The following is a 17,653-nucleotide window of genomic DNA, read 5'->3' on the forward strand; positions in this document are numbered from 1 at the left end:
CGTCCCGTTCCGGTCGTCGCAAGGCGGTCGGGGCGATCCGTCAAAGGCCCGGACGCAGGGCCGCCAGTCGGAGGGCGTGTGGAAAACGGCCGCGCGGGGCAGCCTGTCTCGTCGAAACGGTAACAACCCAACAGCACCGGGCGAGGCCCGGCTGTCCCGCACCCTCCCCACACCGCCTGTTCCGCAGGCGGCGCTTCCGGCTGCCTCAGCGTCACAGAACCCTGATGACCTTCCGCTATGCCGCGATAAAAGCCCTGCCCAGTTCCGGAGTCTCCCATGCGCCTGCAGCGTCGCGACCTTCTCACCGGCTCCGCCGCCGCCCTCGCCTTCTCCGGCCTCGCCTGCAGCGTCAGCGCCCAGACCGCCGCCACGGAAGAGACCTACGTCAATCAGGTTCCCGGCTACGGCCCCCTCGTTCGCGATCCCAACCGCCTGCTCGACCTGCCCGAGGGCTTCACCTACCAGGTCATTTCCCAGAGCGGCGACACCATGGACGACGGCCTGTTCGTCCCCGGCCAGCCCGACGGCATGGGCTGTTTCGATCTCGGCGGCGGCAAGGTCGCCCTGGTGCGCAACCACGAACTCAAGGGCTCCAGCGCCCTGCACCGCAACCTCGGCCCCGGCGGTTTCCATCAGGAGCGCCTTGGCCTGCTCGATCCCGCCCGGGGCTACGACACCTACAAGGACGGCCGCCCCCTCCCCGGCGGCACCACCACCCTCGTCTACGATCTGGAGAGCCGCCGCACGGTCAGCCAGCACCTGTCGCTGGCGGGCACCTCGACCAACTGCTCCGGCGGCCGCACCCCGTGGGGCAGCTGGCTCACCTGCGAGGAGACCGAGGACACGCCCGCCGATTCCGACGTGACCAAACCCCACGGCTTCGTCTTCGAGGTCCCGGCCGCCGCGACCGGCCTCGTCGATCCCGTGCCGCTCATGGCCATGGGCCGCTTCGACCACGAAGCCGTCTGCGTCGATCCCCGCAGCGGCGTCGTCTACCTCACCGAGGACAAGAACGACGGCCTGTTCTACCGCTTCATCCCGACCACCCCCGGCAAGCTGGCCGAGGGCGGCAGGCTCCAGGCCATGGCCTTCAAGGACAAGCCCGGCGCCGATTCGACCAATCAGGAGGCCCGGGAATGGGCCGTCGGCGACTGGCGCGAGGTGGTCTGGATCGACCTCGAGGACGTTGAATCCCCCAACGCCGACCTGCGTTTCCGCGGCCACGCCGCCGGCGCGGCCCGGGTGGCGCGCGGCGAGGGCATCTTCTGGGGCGACGGCGAGCTCTACCTGACCGCCACCTCGGGCGGGCCGCTGCGAAGGGGCCAGATCCTGCGCTACATCCCCTCGGCCGCGGGAGGACGCATCCAGCTGTTCCTCGAAAGCGCCGACGAACGCGCGCTGAACATGGGCGACAACCTCACCATCGCGCCCTGGGGCCATCTGATCGTCTGCGAGGACAACTACTCCGCGGACGTCCGCAACCACCTCAAGGGCGTCACCCCCGACGGCAAGCTCTACACGATCGGCCGCAACGTCTTCACCGGCAACAGCGAGTTCGCCGGCGCGGTCTTCTCGCCCGACGGTCAGGTGCTGTTCGTCAACATCATGTATCCGGGGATCACCCTGGCGATCAGAGGCCCCTGGACCTCGGTCCGGACATGAACAGGCGCGGCTGCGACCGGCGGACCAGCCACAGGTTCACCGTCGCCGCCGCCAGCACCAGCGCCGCTCCCGCCTGATGCAGGGCGCCCAGCCACAGCGGCACGGCGTTGATCAGGGTCACGACCCCCAGCGCCGCCTGCAGCCACAGCGCCGCCGCGACCACGAAGGCCGAGGCGCCCAGTCCCTCGGCCAGCCGCCAGCGCCACGCCTGCACCGCATACAGCGTCCCGCCGATCAGCAGGACATAGGCCATGATCCGGTGATTGAACTGCACCAGCGCCTGGTCGTGCAGGAAGGCCAGCGCCCCCCGGCCCCACGCCACCGGCGCCAGCACCTCGCCGTTCATCATCGGCCAGTCCGTGTAGATGAATCCGGCCTTGGCCCCCGCCACCAGCCCACCCAGCAGGCACTGCAGGAAGACGGCGCCCAGCAGGATCACCGCGCCCCGGCTCCAGCCGACCGGATGGCGCGACCGCTCCTGGCCGTTCCAGGCCTCCAGCCCGGTCCAGATCAGCCCCATGAAGATCAGCAGGGCCAGGCCCAGATGCGTCGCCAGCCGCTCGGGCGCCACGTCCACCCGCTCGCTCAGCCCGCTGGACACCATCCACCAGCCGATCAGCCCCTGCAGCCCGCCCAGACCCAGCAGCACGAGGCAGCGCATGATCAGCCGCCGCGGCAGCCGCCGCAGGATCAGGAAGACCGCAAACGGCACGGCGAACACCATCCCGATCAGCCGTCCCAGCAGGCGGTGGAACCACTCCCACCAGAAGATCCCCTTGAACTCGCCCAGCGTCATCCCGGCGTTGACCTGCTCGTACTGCGGGATGGCGCGATATTTCTCGAACGCCTCGGCCCAGTCGGCCGCGCTCAACGGCGGCAGGGCGCCCATGATCGGCTTCCACTCGGTGATCGACAGGCCCGAACCGGTCAGCCGGGTGACGCCGCCGACCACCACCATCGCGAACACCAGCGCCGCCGTGACGAACAGCCAGATGGCCACTGCCCGGCTTTGATCGCCCCCGATGAAACGCTTCATTCGACGCCCGCTATCCCGACCGTTACAATGGGCGCCGCGCCGCTGGTCCGACGCCCGAGGGAGCGGTATGCCCGCCCACGAGGGCGAGATCGAGTCGCTTTTCGGCGCCCGAGCGTCGCAGGTCTGGAGAACGCGGTTGCAGTACGCCGACATCGTCATCGCTGTCCTGGGGGCCTTCGCCCTGGCCTGGACGGCCGATCAGCTAACCGGCCGGCGAGGCCTGTTCGCCACCTCGCTGGTCTCAGGCGTCGCCGCCGTGGCCGGCTGGTTCCTCGCCATCCGCGTCTTCGCCGTCACCACCATGGACGGCCTGACCTGGGTCGGCTGGTCCCTGGCCGCCTCGGTCATCGCCCTGGCCGCCTTCTTCCTGTTCCGCAACAAGCGCTGACATGGGCCCTCGCACCCGCCGCTTCATCGCCATGCTCGGCGTCCTCGCCTTCCTCGTCTTCTGGATCTGGGGCGCCATCGCCCTGCGCGCCGCCCTGCCCCCGGGCGCGCTCATCGACCTCGTCGTCTTCGCCGTGGCCGGCATTGGCTGGGGCGTGCCGCTCTACCCGCTGTTCAAATGGGCCGAGGGCGGCCGCAAAGGCTGACCGGCCGGGCGGGCCTGTGGGCTGTCGAGTTGGGGACCGGGTCAAGGGAAGATGGTCGGAGCGACAGGATTCGAACCTGCGACCCCTTGACCCCCAGTCAAGTGCGCTACCAGGCTGCGCCACGCTCCGAGAGGCGCTCCCTATAGACGGGGGGTCGTCGCGCCGCAAACCCAAAAACGCGCCGTCAGGCGGTTCTCGAAAGAACGGCTTCCAGACGCGCCCGGGCGCCCTCCAGTTCGGCCAGCACCTGACGCAGCCGCACCGGCGAGCGGCCGCTTGCCGGGACCGCATCCAAAGGCGCGCCGGCCCCGCCCTCGGGCTCGAACGCCACCGCGCCCTCGGGATCGCCATAGGCGGCCAGCCGCTTCAGCCCCTGCTCGCGATGCAACCGCTGAACGCCCTTGATGGTCAGGCCGTCCTCATGCAGCAGCCGCTTGACCGCCTTCAGCAGGACGACGTCCTGGGGGCGATAGAACCGCCGCCCGCCCGCCCGCTTCAGGGGCGTGATGAAAGGAAATTTGGTCTCCCAGAAGCGCAGCACATGCTGCGGCGACCCGACCTCGTCAGCGGCTTCGGAGATGGTCCGGAAGGCGTTCGGGCTCTTGGCCACGGCGCGTCAGGCGCTCACGACAGCGTCGTGAACCCGCCCCTTCATGATCTGCGACGCGCGGAAGCTGATCACCCGACGCGGATGGATGGCCGCCGGCTCGCCGGTCTTGGGATTACGGCCCATGCGGGCGCGCTTGTCGCGCACCTGGAAGACGCCGAAGCCCGACAGCTTCACCGTTTCGCCCCGCTCAAGCGATTCGATGATCAGCTCCAGCGTCCGTTCGACCATGGCCGAACACTCATGACGCGACAGGCCGACCTCCTCGTGGACCGCCTCGCACAGGTCCGCACGCGTCAGAGTCTGGTGCTGAGCCAATCGTCCGCTCCCCTCGAAAAGTCCGTCGCGCCCATAAAAGAGCAAGCGCCTTCAAATGGAAAGGCGAAATACGCCCTACAAACGAAAGGCGCAGGCGCCCCAGGTCAGCCCGCCGCCCATGGCCTCCATCAGAACGAGGTCGCCGCGCTTGATCCGGCCATCCTGTATGGCGGCGTCCAGCGCCAGCGGGATCGAAGCCGCCGAGGTGTTGGCGTGCATGGCGACGGTGGAGATCACCTTGTGCTCGTCGAGACCCAGTCGGTCGCCCACGCCCTTGATGATCCGCTGATTGGCCTGGTGAGGTACGAACCAGTCTACGTCCGCGATCTCGATGCCGGAGGCTTCGCAGCAGGCGGTGATGGCCTCCGCGATATTGACCACGGCATGACGGAACACCTGATTGCCGGCCATGCGCAGATGGCCGACCGTACCCGTCGTGGCCGGGCCGCCGTCGACATACAGCAGATCAGTCTTGGTGCCATCGCAGCGCAGGGCGAAGCCAAGCAGACCCTGGTCGGCCTTGCTCCCCTGCCCTTCGCGGGGCTGCAGCACCACGGCGCCGGCTCCGTCGCCGAACAGCACGCAGGTCGACCGGTCGGTCCAGTCCATCAGCCGGGTCATCTCCTCGGCGCCGATGACCAGGGCGCATTTGGCCAGGCCGCGGGCGACGAAACCGTCGGCCACGCTCAGCGCATAGACGAATCCCGAGCAGACCGCCTGGACGTCGAAGGCGATGCAGGTCGGCGCGCCCAGCTTGCGCTGGACGATCGAGGCGACCGACGGGAAGGTCATGTCCGGCGTGGTGGTCGCCACCACAATCAGGTCGATGTCCGCGGCGTCGCGACCGGCGTCGAGCAGCGCGCGCTTCGACGCCTCCACCGCCAGATCGCTGGTCGGCTGGTCGTCGCGCGCCCTGTGCCGCTGGCGGATGCCGGTGCGCTCGACGATCCACTCGTCCGAGGTGTCGACAATCCTGGCCAGATCGGCGTTGGTGACGACCTGTTCCGGCAGGAAGGAGCCGACGCCGGTCACGGCGCTGCGAATGACGCTCACTGGGGAGTCTCCATGGCCGCGTCCACGGCGGCCGGCTGTTCAAGAACGAGGGTCAGCCTGTTCAGGCTCTCGCTGACCTTCATCAGATAGTCGCTGCGAGCCAGTTCGACAGCGATGCGGATCGCATTTCCAAACCCCTTGGCGTCAGCCCCGCCATGGCTCTTCACCACTATGCCGTTCAGCCCCAGCAGCGGCCCGCCGTTAATGGCGCTCGGGTCGATCTTCTGCCGCATCCGCTGCAACGCCGGCATCGCCAGCAACGCGCCGGCCTTGGCCGGGAGGCTCGATGTCAGGGCCTCCTTCATCAGGGCCGAGATGAATCGGGCGACGCCCTCGGCGGTCTTCAGGGCGATGTTGCCGGTGAAGCCGTCGGTGACGACCACGTCGACCGTGCCCTTGGCGATGTCATCCCCCTCGACGAAGCCCTGGTACGCCAGGCCGAAACCGCCTTCGCGCAGAATCCGGGCGGCCTCGCGGACCTCCTCATGCCCCTTCATGTCTTCGGAGCCGACGTTGAGCAGGCCGATCGTCGGCCGCTCGGCGCCATGCACGGCGGCATGGAACGCTTCGCCCATGATCGCGAACTCGACCAGTTGCTCGGCGTCGCTCTCGATATTGGCGCCGACGTCCAGCACTGCAGTGACGCCGCGCAAGGTCGGCCAACTGGCGACGATCGCCGGCCGCTCCAGCCCGTGAGCGGACATGCGAAGGATCAGCTTGGAAATCGCCATCAGCGCGCCCGTATTGCCGGCCGACACTATGGCTCCGGCTTCCCCCGACTTCACCGCTTCAATAGCGTTCCACAGACTTGAACCCTTGCCACGGCGCATCGCCTGGGCGGGCTTCTCGGTCATGGCGATGACCTTGTCCGTGTGGCGCACATCGCAGATGTCCGGACCGAGACCATGCTTCGCCATCTCGGCCCGGATCGCCGTCTCATCGCCGTGCAGCAGGAAGCGCACCCCGGCGCCGCCGTGCCGGTTTCGATAGTCGCGCACCCCCGCCACCACGACCGGCGGACCGTGGTCTCCGCCCATGGCGTCGAGCGAAATCAGAACTGGGGATGACAAGCCGTTTCGACTCCGTCGCGCCCTTACTGGCGCTTGTCTGGGGCGACGATAGCGCCGCATCGGGGGGATGCAACCACGCCGCCCTTGCGTCAACCTTCGTCGGAAGGCCGCAGCTGCTTCAACACCGCGAAGGGCGAGACTTCCGCAGGTTCGGGCGGCTGCACGAACTCCGCCCCCGGCTTGCGGGGAAAAGGATCGAGCTGCAGGGCCAGCTGTTCGACCGCATACTGCCCAAGATCGACCTGTCCGCCCTCGATCGGATCGGGTGATTCGTCGTCCAGCGTGATGACGATCTCATCGGACTCCTCATCGGCCGCTTCGGCGAGGGAGAGGGAGAATGGCGCGTCGATCTCGACCGGCAGCGGCTCCAGGGTGATGCCGCAAATCTGGGCGAGGCTCGCCTTGACCCGGCCGGACAGTGTCCAACCCCCAGCAGACGGTGCGAGCGTCACATCGGCGACGAAGAAGTCGAGGGAAGCGAGATCCAGAGCCTTGGCGATGCGGCCCCGCGCAGCTGCGTCGGGCTCCAGTCGCCGGGTGACGCCGGCGCCTACCTGATGCAGGCGAACCGGTTCGCTGTAGGGCAGGTCCATATCGCTCATGCCTTGATCTCCGCCCAGTCGGGCCGCGCCGTCACTTCGGCGTAATCCTGATCCGAAAGACGCGCCCGGGACGCAAGGGCATAGGCCGCCAGCGCCTCCCCGGCGACCGGATCCTCGCTCTCGAACACGTTGCGGCCCAAGCCCGCGGCCAGCGCTGCCGCGTCCCCGTCGCGGAGGGCCGGTTCATAGGCCGTCATTCGGCCGTACATAGCCTCGCCCAGCTTGCGCATCTTCTTGCCGACCGAGATGTCGCCGACGCCAAGCTCCCGCAACGCGTGATCGAGGGCGGACACATATGTGTCGAACAGGGCTTGGGCAGCGTCGGCGCCGCGCTCCCCTTCGTCCCGTAGCCGCATCACCAGCAGGAGCACATGCAGGGTGTAGAGCTCGAACCGGGCGTCGATACGATCGGCGACCGCCAATACCGTGTAGAAGGCGGGATCGCGCGCCTGGCGCACCGCCAGATCATACAGCGGCTCGCCCAGACGTTGGCGGGAACGGGATCGGAACAGATTCTGAAGCATGATCATGCGGCCCCTTTTCCGCCGCGCCGTTGAACTAAGGCTCGGGTCCGGTTAGGTCAAAGACCTTGTTCTCTCGCAGGCGTCGTCCATGCTCCGCACCAAGCTCCTTTTCGCCGCCCTGTCGGCCGCCGCCCTGACCGCAGCCTGCGCTCCGGTCGTGGGCCAGAACGGCTTCCAGGCCATCGACGCCAAGCCGACCGACATCGTGGCGGGTACTGACACCAAGCAGACCGTGTTGACCAAACTCGGCACGCCGTCGACGACCTCGACCTTCGAGCGCGACAATATCTGGTACTACATCAGCCAGGTGACCGAGAAATACACCTACAATCGCCCGCAGGTGACCCAGCGGACGGTCACCGAGATCACCTTCAACGACACCGGCCAGGTCGCGGAGGTCCGCACCCTGGGGCTCGATGACGGGCAGCAGATCGCGATGAACGGCCGCGAGACCCCGACCCGCGGGCGTCAGCTGACCATTCTCGAACAGCTGCTCGGCAACGTCGGCCGCGGCCAACTGCCCCGCACGGACGAGGACGTCCCCGGCCAGCGCCGCCCCGACTGACACGCCCGTCCCATCAGATACGACAACGCCCCGGAGATCGCTCTCCGGGGCGTTTTCCGTTGGGGGCCCGCCGCGACCCGAAGGTCGCGGCGGGCCGGCAGGCGTCAGAAGATCTTGCCGCTCGCCAGGACCGCCAACAGCAGCAACGCCACGATGTTGGTGATCTTGATCATCGGGTTCACGGCCGGGCCGGAGGTGTCCTTGTAGGGGTCTCCGACCGTGTCGCCGGTCACCGCAGCCTTGTGGGCCTCGGAGCCCTTGCCGTGGACGACGCCGTTGCGATCGGTGAAACCTTCCTCGATCACCTTCTTGGCGTTGTCCCAGGCCCCGCCGCCCGAGGTCATCGAGATGGCCACGAACAGGCCGGTCACGATCACACCCATCAGCATGGCTCCCAACGCGGCGAAGGCGGTCGCCTTGTCCGAGATCATCAGTACGGCGACGAACAGGACGATCGGCGACAGCACCGGCAGCAGCGACGGAACGATCATCTCGCGGATCGCCGCCTTGGTGAGGATGTCGACAGCCCGGCCGTACTCCGGCTTGACCTCATAGGTCATGATGCCCGGGTTCTCGCGGAACTGGCGACGAACCTCGGCCACGACGGACTCGGCGGCGCGGCCGACCGCCATCATCGACATGCCGCCAAAGAGGAAGGGCAGCAGGCCTCCAAACAGCAGTCCGACGACGACGTAGGGATTGGTCAGGGCGAAGTCGATCTCGCCCATGCCCGCGAAGAACGGGAACTCGGCGGCGTTGGCGGCGAAGTATTCGAGGTCCGACGTATAGGCCGCGAACAGGACCAGGGCCCCCAGGCCGGCCGAACCGATGGCGTAGCCCTTCGTCACGGCCTTCGTCGTATTGCCGACCGCATCAAGGGCGTCCGTCGAGTGACGAACTTCCGAGGGAAGCCCCGCCATCTCCGCGATGCCGCCGGCGTTGTCGGTGACCGGTCCGAAGGCGTCCAGCGCCACGATCATGCCGGCGACGCCGAGCATGGTGGTGGTGGCGATGGCGATGCCGAACAGGCCCGCCAGCTGGTAGCTGGCGATGATGCCGATGACGATGGTCAGGGCGGGGAGCGCGGTCGACTCGAGTGAGACGGCCAGCCCCTGGATGACGTTCGTACCGTGGCCGGAGACCGATGCATTGGCCACCGAGCGCACCGGACGGAAGTTCGACCCGGTGTAGTATTCGGTGATGACCACGATGGCGGCGGTGACCAGCAGGCCCACCATGCCCGACCAGAACAGGCTCATCGGCTCGATCCTCAGGCCGGTGCCGGTGACGACCGGTCCGGTGACGAGGGCGTCGATGACGAAATAGACGGCGATGGCTGACAGAACGCCCGTGACAATCAGGCCCTGATACAGGGCGCCCATGATGTTCTGCTTCTTGCCGAGGCGGACGAAGAAGCTGCCAATGATCGAGGTGACGATGCAGACGCCGCAGATCGCCAGCGGCAGCAGCATCATGGTTTCGACATAGGGCAGGTCGCGGAAGAAGATCGCCGCAAGCACCATGGTGGCGACCGTGGTCACCGCATAGGTCTCGAACAGGTCGGCGGCCATGCCGGCGCAGTCGCCGACGTTGTCGCCCACGTTATCCGCGATGGTGGCGGCGTTGCGGGGGTCATCCTCCGGAATGCCGGCCTCGACCTTGCCAACCATGTCGCCGCCGACGTCGGCGCCCTTGGTGAAGATGCCGCCGCCGAGACGGGCGAAGATGGAGATCAGCGAGGCGCCGAAGCCCAGGGCGACGAGGCCGTCGATGACCTCGCGGCTGGTGCTCTCGAAGCCCGCACCCTCGGTCAGGAAGGCATAGTAGCCCGCGACGCCCAGCAGGGCGCCGCCGGCGACGAACATGCCGGTGATGGCGCCCGAGCGGAAGGCCAGGTCCAGGCCCTTCGACAGGCTTTCGGAGGCCGCTTGGGCGGTGCGGACGTTGGCGCGGACGGAGATCAGCATGCCGGCGAACCCGGCCAGGCCGGACAGCACCGCGCCGATGACGAAGCCGATGGCGGCCCATTCGCCGATCAGGAAGTATGCGGCGATCAGAATGACGACGCCAACCATGGCGATGGTCGTGTACTGCCGCCGCAGATAGGCCGAAGCGCCTTCCTGGATCGCGGCGGCGATCTCGCGCATCTTGTCGGTGCCGGTCGAGGCCTTCATCAGCGAGGCCGTCTGGATGAGTCCGTAAAGGACCCCCAGCGCGCCTGCGGCGATGACAAGCCACAGATAGTTGCTCATGGCGTTTCCAAACCCTGTGTTCTAGAGGCGCCCGGACCCTTGGCGCGGCGGGCGTTATTCGCCTCTGTCCGCCTTCCGGTCCCCCCGTGCGCACCGGACGCAAGTTGCGTCCCTCGGGAATTGCGGCGGAAACGTGCCAAATGCGTCGGGGCGACGCAACAGCCCAGGTGAACAGAGTTAGCCGGAGCGAACGCCGGTCCGCCGCCGCGGCGCCTGGCTGATGATCTCCACACGGGTCACGGACCCACGTCCCGCGATCGCAGCCGCCGAGCGGATCACGCTGGCGGACAGGGCGGCGGGGTCTACTCTGGTCCAGTCGTTCTCGACGACGAAAGGCGTTCGGTGGCCCGCCCGCACCAGAGCGTCGCGCAGATAGGCCTCCTTCGGCCGCATCGATTCGGGCGTCGCGGAACCGCCGAGATGCAGGCGAAGGGAGACGAAGACGTAGTTGCGAATTCGCCCACCGGAGATGATCGGCAGCCCAACACCGGCGATGCCCAGGCTCGCGCCGGAAGCGGGCGCATCCTCCGCCCGAACTCTTGAGGCCGCCACCAAGGTGGGCGCGGCGACGGTGGCGGCGATCAGGTCACGGCGGCGCATGACGCCTCTGTAGTCTGGACGGCTTGAGAATTCGTTGTCAGCCGTGGGTGAAACCCGTCCGTTCGAACGGGACCGGCTGACCCGCGAACCGGGCGATGATTCCCTGCCCCGCAACGACCCGGCCAAGACGCGTCAGTCTCAGGCGCCGCCGGTCGGCCTCGCGGCGCAGGGCGGCCTCGTCGGCGGCGCGGGCGGTGAAGGCGATCTCGTAGTCGTCGCCGCCGGTGACCAGCTTTTCCAGCGCGGCCTGCTCGTCCACCCGGCCATCATACCAGACCTGGGCCGCCGCGGAGCGCGGTGAGAGCTCCAGATCGATCTCGATGCGGACCCCGCTGGTGTCGGCGATGTGGCCGAGGTCGGCGATCAGGCCGTCGGAGACGTCAATGGAAGCACTGGCGAAGTCACGGATCGCATCGCTGAATTCGAGGCGCGGCATCGGCGTCCGGTAGTGATCCTGCAGGGCGGCCAGCCTGTCGGGCTCCAGGCTCAGCTTCCCCTGCGCCGCCTGGAGACCGAGCCAGCCGTCGCCGATCGATCCGGTCACGAACACGAGGTCGCCGACACGGGCGCCGCCGCGGCTGACGGTCCTCCCCTTTGGCGTCCAGCCGAGCAAGGTCATGGAGAAGCTCGCCGGTCCGGGGGTGACCACGGTGTCGCCGCCCAGCAGGGCGACGCCGAAGGCCTTCTGGTCCGCCCGCAGGCCGTCGACGAAGGTCATCCGCTCGGGCCAGCCGCAGCGTTCCGACCAGTGGCAGGCGAGCAGATAGCCGAAAGGCTCGGCTCCCTTGGCGGCGAGGTCGGACAGGTTCACCCGCATCAGCTTGCGGGCAACGGTGTCGAGCGGATCGGTCGGGAGGAAATGGACGCCTTCGACGAGAGCGTCCTTGGTCAGGACCAGATCGTGCCCGGGCCTCGACGGGACCACGGCGACATCGTCTCTGAGCCCCCTGCCCCACTCGGGATGGGCCAGGGGCGCGAACAGCCGCCGGATGGTTTCGAACTCCCCGGCGACGTCGACCGCGGCCATCAGGAAGCGCGGGCGTCCCGGGCCACGCCGTCGAGGGCGGCGTTGACGAATTTCGCCTCGGCGTCGTCGAAGAAGGCCTTGGCCAGTTCGACGTATTCGTCGATCACGATCTCGCGCGGCACATCCTTGCGTTCCCGCAGCTCCCACGCGCCGGCGCGCAGCAGCGCCCGCAGGGTCGAATCAAGCCGCTCAAGACGCCAGTTGGAGGCCAGGCGGGCCTTGATCGCGCCGTCGATGTCGCGCTGGCCGCCGACCACGCCGCGCACGATGTCGGCGAACCAGCCTTCATCGGCTTCGGCCAGCGGCTGGCCTTCGATATCGGCGTCGAAGCGGTGGTTCGAGAACTCGGTGATCACCGTCTCGACCCCCTCCCCGGCCAGCTCCATCTGGTACAGGGCCTGGACCGCGGCGAGACGCGCCACGGTGCGGGCGCGGCGCTGACGGCTGGTCAGCTGGGGCTCGGCGCGCTGCTTTTCAGCCTCGGCGAGTTGTTCGAGAACGGATTTGAGGCTGGCGGGTTCGGTCACGAGCCCAGTCCTACGCGCAGCCGCTTGCGCAAGGCAATCAGGTCCAGACAGGCGCGGGCTGCGCCGCCGCCCTTGTCCCCTTCGCTGAGCCGGGCCCGGGACCAGGCCTGGTCCTCGTCCTCGGTCGTCAGGATGCCGTTGCCGACGATCACGCCCTTGAGACCGAGCTGCATCAGGCCGGCGGCCGACTGATCGGAGACGATCTCGAAATGATAGGTCTCGCCGCGGATAACGCAGCCGAGAGCGACATAGCCGTCGTAGCGCGGAGCAGTCGGAAAGCGGCCGGCTTCCTCGGCCAGGGCGATGGCTGTCGGAACTTCCAGCGCGCCCGGAACGGAGACCACGTCGAAGTCGGCGCCCTGGGTGCGCAGGGCGTCCTTCGCCCCCTCCAGCAGGGCGTCGGCGAGATCATCATAGAAGCGCGCCTCGACGATGAGGACGCGGTAGGGATCGCTCACGATTGGTCTTCTCCGTCCATGTCGCGCCAGCCGACGATGCGCAGGCCGTAGCCTTCGAGCGCGGTGGGATTGGGGCGGGTCGAGCTCATCACGATCATGTCGCGGACGCCGAGGTCGAGCAGGATCTGGGCCCCGACGCCGTAGTTGCGCAGGGAACGGTCGACCGCCGCGGGCTTTTCGACGCCCGCGAGCCGCTCTGCCAACCCCTGCAGCTCCGGGTCGCGCAGGAAGACGGTGACGCCGGGGCCGGCGTGTTCGCTGATCTGCCTGAGCGCGCGCGGGACATAGTTCTGGCGCGCCTCGACGTGGCCCAGCAGGTCGGCGGCGAAATCGACCTGGTGCATGCGCACGAGGGTCGGCTTGCCCGGCTCGATCTTGCCCTTGACCAGGGCGACATGTTCGACGCCCTCGATGGCGTTGCGGTACAGCATGAGACGGAACGGCCCGCCGTGGACGCTGTCAAAGGGCGTGTCCATGACCCGCTCAACGAGCCGTTCGGTGCGGCGGCGGTAGGCGATCAGGTCGGCGATGGTGCCGATCTTGAGCCCGTGCAACTGGGCGAAGGCGACGAGGTCCGGCATGCGGGCCATGGTGCCGTCTTCGTTCATGATCTCGCAGATGACCCCGGCGGGGGTCAGGCCGGCCATGCGAGAAATGTCGACGGCCGCCTCGGTGTGGCCGGTGCGGACCAGCACCCCGCCGTCGCGGGCGACCAGCGGGAAAACGTGACCGGGCGAGACGATGTCGTCGGCGCCGCGGGTCGGGTCGGCGGCGACCTGGACCGTGCGGGCGCGGTCGGCGGCGGAGATGCCGGTGGTGACCCCCTCCCTCGCCTCGATCGAGACGGTGAAGGCGGTGCCCATGCTCTCGCGGTTCTCGGCCGACATCGGCGGCAGGCGCAGCTGGCGGGCGCGCTCGGCGGTGATGGCGAGACAGATCAGGCCGCGGGCGTGGCGGGCCATGAAGTTGATCTGGTCCGGGGTGGCGAACTGGGCCGGGATGATGACGTCGCCCTCGTTCTCGCGATCCTCGGCGTCGACGAGGATGTAGGGCTTGCCGTTGCGGGCGTCCTCGAGGATGTCCTCGATGGGGCTGATCGGGCTGTCGTTCATGTTCGCGGCCAGTTGCATCACGCCGTCTCCTGCCACCGCGCGAGGTATCGCGCCAGCATGTCGATCTCAAGATTGACCGCGTCGCCCGGATTCAATCCCCCAAGGGTCGTGGCCTCCCAGGTGTGGGGAATGATGTTCAGGCCGAAGGTCCGGCCCTCGACGGCGTTGACCGTCAGGGAGACGCCGTCCACCGTGATCGAGCCCTTGGGGGCGACATAGCGGTGCAGCGGGGCCGGAGCCTCGATGTCGACGCGGTGCGAGCCGCCCTCGGGCGTGATCGAGACGACCCGGCCGAGGCCGTCGACGTGGCCGGAGACGATGTGGCCGCCCAGCTCGTCGCCCAGTCTGGCCGCCCGCTCCAGATTGACGCGATGGCCCTCGGCCCAGTCGCCGAGGGTGGTTTTGGACAGGGTTTCGCCGGAGACCTCGACGGCGAACCAGCCGGGACCCTTTTCGGTCACGGTCAGGCAACAGCCGGCGTGGCTGATCGAGGCGCCGAGGTCGATGCCCGCGGTGTCCCAGACGGTCTCGATCTCATAGCGGCGGTCGCGCGCTGTCTGACGCACCGAGCGGACGCGGCCGATGTCAGTGACGATGCCGGTGAACATTCAGCCCCTCCCCATGCAGGACGACGGCCATTTCACCCGGGTAAAATCGGTAAAAAGAGCGTCCGAATAGTCCGGACCGTCCGGATCATCGGGCCGGACGCGTACGACCGGGGCCGCCCATCGATCCTGACAGGGCGCTGCGTCAAAATCGGACGCGCGCCGGAACAGGCTAACGGACGGCGTCATAACGTTCCCACAGGTCATCGCCGACCGGTTCGGTCGACAGACGTCGGAAGGTGGGGGCGTCGGCCAGGTTTGCAAGGTCGAGCGCGGCCACACAGGGCCGCCCTTCCCCGCCCAGCAGGATCGGCGCCCGGAACCATTCGATGCGGTCGACCAGTCCGGCCCGGAGAAAGGACGCCGCGACCTGGCCGCCACCCTCGATCAGGACGGAGACCGCGCCCTTGCGGCGGATGGCGGCGAGGGCCGCGGCCGGGGTCGGGCGACCCTCCTCGCTGTCGACCCGTTCCACGACGGCGGTTCCGACGGCGGCGGGAGCGGCGGCGGTGACGATCAACGTATCGCCGTGGGCCACCTTCGCTGTCGCCGGGGTGCGCAGCCGGCTGTCCATGACCACGCGCAGCGGCTGGTCGACAGGTCGGCCCGGCAGGCGGACCGTCAGCTCGGGATCGTCAGCCAGCACGGTCTCGACGCCCACCAGAACAGCGTCATGGGCGGCGCGCAGGCGGTGGCCCTCAAGCCGCGCGGCCTCGCCGGTGATCCATTTCGACTCGCCGGAGGCCGTGGCGATCCGCCCGTCGAGGGAGGTCGCCAGCTTCAGGGTCACGCGCGGGCGCATCAGCTCCGGCCGGACCCGTCGTCGTCCGGTGCCTCGTTCAGTCCCTCGGCGCCGAGGAATTTGGCGAAGTCGCCGGTGTGGCGGAAGTCCTTGTAGACCGAGGCATAGCGGACATAGGCCACCTCATCGACCGACTTCAGCGCCTTCATGATGAAGTCGCCGACGGTCGAGGACGGAATCTCGGTCTCGCCGAGGCTTTCCAGCTGGCGGGTGATGCGACTGACCAGCTGCTCGACCTGTTCGGCCTGCACGGGGCGCTTGCGCAGGGCCACGTTCAGCGACCGTTCCAGCTTGTCGCGGTCGAAGGGCGTGCGGCGGCCGTTGCGCTTGAGGATCATCAGTTCGCGCAGCTGCACCCGTTCGAAGGTGGTGAAACGCCCGTTGCACTGCGGGCAGGACCGGCGGCGACGGATGGCGGCGCCGTCGTCAGACGGGCGGCTGTCCTTCACCTGGGTGTCCTGGTTTCCGCAGAAAGGGCATTTCATCTGGCGGTTATCCGTAGATCGGGAAGCGATGCGTGAGCTCACGCACCTCGCCGGCGACGCGTTGCGACACGCCCGCGTCGGCCTCGTCCGTGCCCTTCATCGAATCGATGACGTCGGCGATCCAGTGGCCGACCTGCTGGAACTCGCCCACGCCGAAGCCCCGGGTGGTGCCCGCCGGCGTGCCCAGACGGACGCCCGAGGTGACGGTGAAGGGGGCGGTGTCGAACGGCACGCCGTTCTTGTTGCAGGTCATCAGGGCGTGTTCGAGAGCGGCCTCGGTGGCCTTGCCGGTGACGCCCTTGGGCCGCAGGTCGACCAGCATCAGATGGCTGTCGGTGCCGCCCGAGACGATGGCCGCGCCCCGCTCGACGAGCACGGCGGCCAGGGCGCGGGCGTTTTCGACCACCTGGGCTGCATAGGCCTTGAATTCGGGCTTGAGCGCCTCGCCGAAGGCCACGGCCTTGGCGGCGATGACATGCTCCAGGGGGCCGCCCTGCAGGCCGGGGAAGACGGCCGAGTTGATCTTCTTGCCCAGCTCGACGTCGTTCGACAGCACCATGCCGCCGCGCGGGCCGCGAAGGGTCTTGTGCGTGGTGGTGGTGACGACGTGGGCGTGGGGCAGCGGGTCGGGATAGACGCCGCCGGCGACGAGGCCCGCGTAGTGGGCCATGTCGACCATCAGATACGCCCCGACGCTGTCGGCGATCTCCCGGAAGCGTTTGAAGTCGATGTGACGGCTGTAGGCGCTGGCCCCGGCGAGGATCAGCTTCGGCTTCTCCTTCTCGGCCATCTCGGCGACGTGGTCATAGTCGATCAGACAGTCGCTCTCGCGCACCTTGTAGGTCACGGGCCGGAACCATTTGCCGGACTGGTTGGCGGGCGAGCCGTGGGTCAGGTGGCCGCCAGCGGCCAGATCCATGCCGAGGAAGGTGTCGCCGGGGGTCAGCAGGGCCTGAAAGACGGCCTGGTTGGCCTGGGCGCCCGAGTGCGGCTGGACGTTGGCGAAGGCGCAGCCGAACAGCTGTTTGGCGCGCTCGCGGGCGAGGTTCTCGGTGACGTCGACGTATTCGCAGCCGCCATAGTAGCGCCGGCCCGGGTAACCCTCAGCGTATTTGTTGGTCAGGATCGAGCCCTGGGCTTCCAGCACCGCCTTCGAGACGATGTTCTCGGAGGCGATCAGCTCGATCTGCTCCTGCTGGCGGCGCAGCTCGCCCTGGATGCCGCCGAAAATGTCCGGATCGGCGTCGGCGAGGGATTTCGAGAAGAAGGCGTCGTGGGTGAAGGCGGTCACTGGGGGTCCCCGAACTTGGCGGTTGTCCATTTAGGCCCGGGCGCCGGTAACCACAACATCTTGTGGTCAGCGTGCGGCCAGCGCCCGTTTGAGCTTGGCGATCGCGATGCGCTCGAGACCCTTCGGCTCAGCGGCCGGGCCCAGGGCGGAGACTTCGACGCCGGTGGCCACATGAATGGCCGAGCATTTCAGATACGGGCCGTTGCGGGTCATCTCGATGATGACCTCGCCGATGTCGGGCTCAGGCGACGGCAGGGAGACGCGCCACGTTGCAGTGGGTCCACAGCCTGTCCATGGCCCTGACCAGATCGTCCATCATGGCGTCGGTGTGGTTGGGCGAGGGGGTGAAGCGCAGCCGCTCGGTGCCCTTGGGCACGGTCGGATAGTTGATCGGCTGGACGTAGACGCCGTGCTCTTCCAGCAGCATGTCCGAGATCATCTTGGTGTGGACCGGATCGCCGACG

At 68.2% G+C, this 17,653-nt stretch carries 23 protein-coding genes and 1 tRNA gene; 4 read left to right on the plus strand and 20 right to left on the minus strand.

From position 1 onward, the window contains the following. Window positions 1-276: 276 nt before the first annotated feature. On the plus strand, window positions 277-1,662 hold the full coding sequence (locus V6M45_RS04410) for an alkaline phosphatase PhoX (protein WP_332654339.1): 1,386 nt from the start codon (window positions 277-279) through the stop codon (window positions 1,660-1,662). On the opposite strand, the gene V6M45_RS04415 is transcribed toward V6M45_RS04410, so the two are convergent. Beyond that, window positions 1,631-2,698 (minus strand): COX15/CtaA family protein, encoded by a 1,068-nt coding sequence (locus V6M45_RS04415; RefSeq protein ID WP_332654341.1) that lies wholly within the window; start codon window positions 2,696-2,698, stop codon window positions 1,631-1,633. The two genes, V6M45_RS04410 and V6M45_RS04415, sit on opposite strands and share 32 nt — an antisense overlap. 136 nt (window positions 2,699-2,834) lie before the next feature. Here V6M45_RS04415 and V6M45_RS04420 point away from each other — a divergent pair, with 136 nt between their 5' ends. Further along, window positions 2,835-3,086, plus strand: coding sequence for a transglycosylase (locus V6M45_RS04420; RefSeq protein WP_332654343.1), 252 nt, complete (start codon window positions 2,835-2,837; stop codon window positions 3,084-3,086). A gap of 1 nt (window position 3,087) precedes the next feature. Next, on the plus strand, window positions 3,088-3,291 hold the full coding sequence (locus V6M45_RS04425) for a DUF2842 domain-containing protein (protein WP_332654344.1): 204 nt from the start codon (window positions 3,088-3,090) through the stop codon (window positions 3,289-3,291). A 52-nt stretch (window positions 3,292-3,343) separates the two neighbouring features. On the opposite strand, the gene V6M45_RS04430 is transcribed toward V6M45_RS04425, so the two are convergent. From V6M45_RS04430 to V6M45_RS04460, 7 genes are all read right to left on the minus strand, one after another. Next, window positions 3,344-3,420, minus strand: a tRNA-Pro gene (locus tag V6M45_RS04430). Window positions 3,421-3,475: 55 nt separating this feature from the next. Next, window positions 3,476-3,901, minus strand: a complete 426-nt coding sequence (locus V6M45_RS04435) for a MerR family transcriptional regulator (RefSeq protein ID WP_332654345.1) — start codon at window positions 3,899-3,901, stop codon at window positions 3,476-3,478. Window positions 3,902-3,907: 6 nt separating this feature from the next. After that, window positions 3,908-4,216, minus strand: coding sequence for an integration host factor subunit alpha (locus tag V6M45_RS04440; protein ID WP_332654347.1), 309 nt, complete (start codon window positions 4,214-4,216; stop codon window positions 3,908-3,910). 75 nt (window positions 4,217-4,291) lie between these two features. Then, window positions 4,292-5,269: a beta-ketoacyl-ACP synthase III gene (locus V6M45_RS04445; RefSeq protein WP_332654349.1), complete on the minus strand. Its 978-nt coding sequence runs from the start codon at window positions 5,267-5,269 to the stop codon at window positions 4,292-4,294. Continuing rightward, window positions 5,266-6,339, minus strand: coding sequence for a phosphate acyltransferase PlsX (gene plsX / locus V6M45_RS04450; RefSeq protein WP_332654351.1), 1,074 nt, complete (start codon window positions 6,337-6,339; stop codon window positions 5,266-5,268). The genes V6M45_RS04445 and plsX overlap by 4 nt, the downstream gene beginning before the upstream one ends. 89 nt (window positions 6,340-6,428) lie before the next feature. After that, window positions 6,429-6,941, minus strand: a complete 513-nt coding sequence (locus V6M45_RS04455) for a YceD family protein (protein WP_332654353.1) — start codon at window positions 6,939-6,941, stop codon at window positions 6,429-6,431. Continuing rightward, window positions 6,938-7,471 carry a ubiquinol-cytochrome C chaperone family protein gene (locus V6M45_RS04460; protein ID WP_332654355.1) on the minus strand — a complete coding sequence of 178 codons (534 nt, stop codon included), beginning with the start codon at window positions 7,469-7,471 and terminating at the stop codon, window positions 6,938-6,940. The genes V6M45_RS04455 and V6M45_RS04460 overlap by 4 nt, the downstream gene beginning before the upstream one ends. 82 nt (window positions 7,472-7,553) lie before the next feature. Between V6M45_RS04460 and V6M45_RS04465 the strand changes: the two genes are divergently transcribed. Further along, on the plus strand, window positions 7,554-8,030 hold the full coding sequence (locus tag V6M45_RS04465; protein ID WP_332654357.1) for an outer membrane protein assembly factor BamE: 477 nt from the start codon (window positions 7,554-7,556) through the stop codon (window positions 8,028-8,030). A gap of 104 nt (window positions 8,031-8,134) precedes the next feature. On the opposite strand, the gene V6M45_RS04470 is transcribed toward V6M45_RS04465, so the two are convergent. The 12 genes from V6M45_RS04470 to V6M45_RS04525 form a co-directional block, all read right to left on the minus strand. Then, the gene (locus V6M45_RS04470; protein ID WP_332654359.1) at window positions 8,135-10,282 is read right to left on the minus strand and encodes a sodium-translocating pyrophosphatase; all 2,148 of its coding nucleotides are present in this window, start codon (window positions 10,280-10,282) and stop codon (window positions 8,135-8,137) included. A 177-nt stretch (window positions 10,283-10,459) separates the two neighbouring features. Further along, a complete protein-coding gene (locus V6M45_RS04475; protein WP_332654361.1) occupies window positions 10,460-10,882 on the minus strand; it encodes a hypothetical protein in 423 nt (140 codons plus the stop codon). 37 nt (window positions 10,883-10,919) lie between these two features. Then, window positions 10,920-11,909: a thiamine-phosphate kinase gene (gene thiL, locus V6M45_RS04480; RefSeq protein ID WP_332654363.1), complete on the minus strand. Its 990-nt coding sequence runs from the start codon at window positions 11,907-11,909 to the stop codon at window positions 10,920-10,922. Next, window positions 11,909-12,436, minus strand: coding sequence for a transcription antitermination factor NusB (gene nusB / locus V6M45_RS04485; RefSeq protein WP_332654365.1), 528 nt, complete (start codon window positions 12,434-12,436; stop codon window positions 11,909-11,911). The genes thiL and nusB overlap by 1 nt, the downstream gene beginning before the upstream one ends. Continuing rightward, window positions 12,433-12,894, minus strand: coding sequence for a 6,7-dimethyl-8-ribityllumazine synthase (ribH, locus tag V6M45_RS04490; RefSeq protein WP_332654367.1), 462 nt, complete (start codon window positions 12,892-12,894; stop codon window positions 12,433-12,435). Before ribH ends, nusB begins: the two co-directional genes overlap by 4 nt. Beyond that, entirely contained in the window at window positions 12,891-14,024 is a 1,134-nt protein-coding gene (gene ribB, locus V6M45_RS04495; protein ID WP_332654369.1) for a 3,4-dihydroxy-2-butanone-4-phosphate synthase, read from the minus strand. Before ribB ends, ribH begins: the two co-directional genes overlap by 4 nt. Then, entirely contained in the window at window positions 14,024-14,614 is a 591-nt protein-coding gene (locus V6M45_RS04500; RefSeq protein ID WP_332654371.1) for a riboflavin synthase, read from the minus strand. The genes ribB and V6M45_RS04500 overlap by 1 nt, the downstream gene beginning before the upstream one ends. A gap of 169 nt (window positions 14,615-14,783) precedes the next feature. Beyond that, window positions 14,784-15,413 carry a RibD family protein gene (locus V6M45_RS04505; protein WP_332654373.1) on the minus strand — a complete coding sequence of 210 codons (630 nt, stop codon included), beginning with the start codon at window positions 15,411-15,413 and terminating at the stop codon, window positions 14,784-14,786. Beyond that, entirely contained in the window at window positions 15,413-15,898 is a 486-nt protein-coding gene (gene nrdR, locus V6M45_RS04510) for a transcriptional regulator NrdR (protein WP_332654375.1), read from the minus strand. The genes V6M45_RS04505 and nrdR overlap by 1 nt, the downstream gene beginning before the upstream one ends. 7 nt (window positions 15,899-15,905) lie before the next feature. Further along, window positions 15,906-17,219: a serine hydroxymethyltransferase gene (gene glyA / locus V6M45_RS04515; RefSeq protein WP_332654377.1), complete on the minus strand. Its 1,314-nt coding sequence runs from the start codon at window positions 17,217-17,219 to the stop codon at window positions 15,906-15,908. A gap of 36 nt (window positions 17,220-17,255) precedes the next feature. Continuing rightward, complete coding sequence (locus V6M45_RS04520) at window positions 17,256-17,444, minus strand: DUF6898 family protein (RefSeq protein WP_442880537.1); 189 nt, start codon at window positions 17,442-17,444, stop codon at window positions 17,256-17,258. Next, the coding region (locus tag V6M45_RS04525; protein WP_332654379.1) for an aminotransferase class I/II-fold pyridoxal phosphate-dependent enzyme at window positions 17,431-17,653 on the minus strand (223 nt) is incomplete at its 5' end. The genes V6M45_RS04525 and V6M45_RS04520, both read right to left, overlap by 14 nt.

The sequence above is a fragment of the Brevundimonas sp. genome (assembly GCF_036676055.1).
Lineage (GTDB): Bacteria > Pseudomonadota > Alphaproteobacteria > Caulobacterales > Caulobacteraceae > Brevundimonas.

Excerpts from the sequence above, each read along its gene's own strand:
- nrdR (WP_332654375.1), bottom strand. The coding sequence starts at position 15,898 with ATGAAATGCCCTTTCTGCGGAAACCAGGACACCCAGGTGAAGGACAGC.
- V6M45_RS04475 (WP_332654361.1), bottom strand. The coding sequence starts at position 10,882 with ATGCGCCGCCGTGACCTGATCGCCGCCACCGTCGCCGCGCCCACCTTG.
- V6M45_RS04460 (WP_332654355.1), bottom strand. The coding sequence starts at position 7,471 with ATGATCATGCTTCAGAATCTGTTCCGATCCCGTTCCCGCCAACGTCTG.
- V6M45_RS04465 (WP_332654357.1), top strand. The coding sequence starts at position 7,554 with ATGCTCCGCACCAAGCTCCTTTTCGCCGCCCTGTCGGCCGCCGCCCTG.
- V6M45_RS04470 (WP_332654359.1), bottom strand. The coding sequence starts at position 10,282 with ATGAGCAACTATCTGTGGCTTGTCATCGCCGCAGGCGCGCTGGGGGTC.
- V6M45_RS04425 (WP_332654344.1), top strand. The coding sequence starts at position 3,088 with ATGGGCCCTCGCACCCGCCGCTTCATCGCCATGCTCGGCGTCCTCGCC.
- V6M45_RS04505 (WP_332654373.1), bottom strand. The coding sequence starts at position 15,413 with ATGCGCCCGCGCGTGACCCTGAAGCTGGCGACCTCCCTCGACGGGCGG.
- V6M45_RS04410 (WP_332654339.1), top strand. The coding sequence starts at position 277 with ATGCGCCTGCAGCGTCGCGACCTTCTCACCGGCTCCGCCGCCGCCCTC.
- V6M45_RS04500 (WP_332654371.1), bottom strand. The coding sequence starts at position 14,614 with ATGTTCACCGGCATCGTCACTGACATCGGCCGCGTCCGCTCGGTGCGT.
- ribB (WP_332654369.1), bottom strand. The coding sequence starts at position 14,024 with ATGCAACTGGCCGCGAACATGAACGACAGCCCGATCAGCCCCATCGAG.
- V6M45_RS04455 (WP_332654353.1), bottom strand. The coding sequence starts at position 6,941 with ATGAGCGATATGGACCTGCCCTACAGCGAACCGGTTCGCCTGCATCAG.
- thiL (WP_332654363.1), bottom strand. The coding sequence starts at position 11,909 with ATGGCCGCGGTCGACGTCGCCGGGGAGTTCGAAACCATCCGGCGGCTG.
- V6M45_RS04415 (WP_332654341.1), bottom strand. The coding sequence starts at position 2,698 with ATGAAGCGTTTCATCGGGGGCGATCAAAGCCGGGCAGTGGCCATCTGG.
- glyA (WP_332654377.1), bottom strand. The coding sequence starts at position 17,219 with ATGGACAACCGCCAAGTTCGGGGACCCCCAGTGACCGCCTTCACCCAC.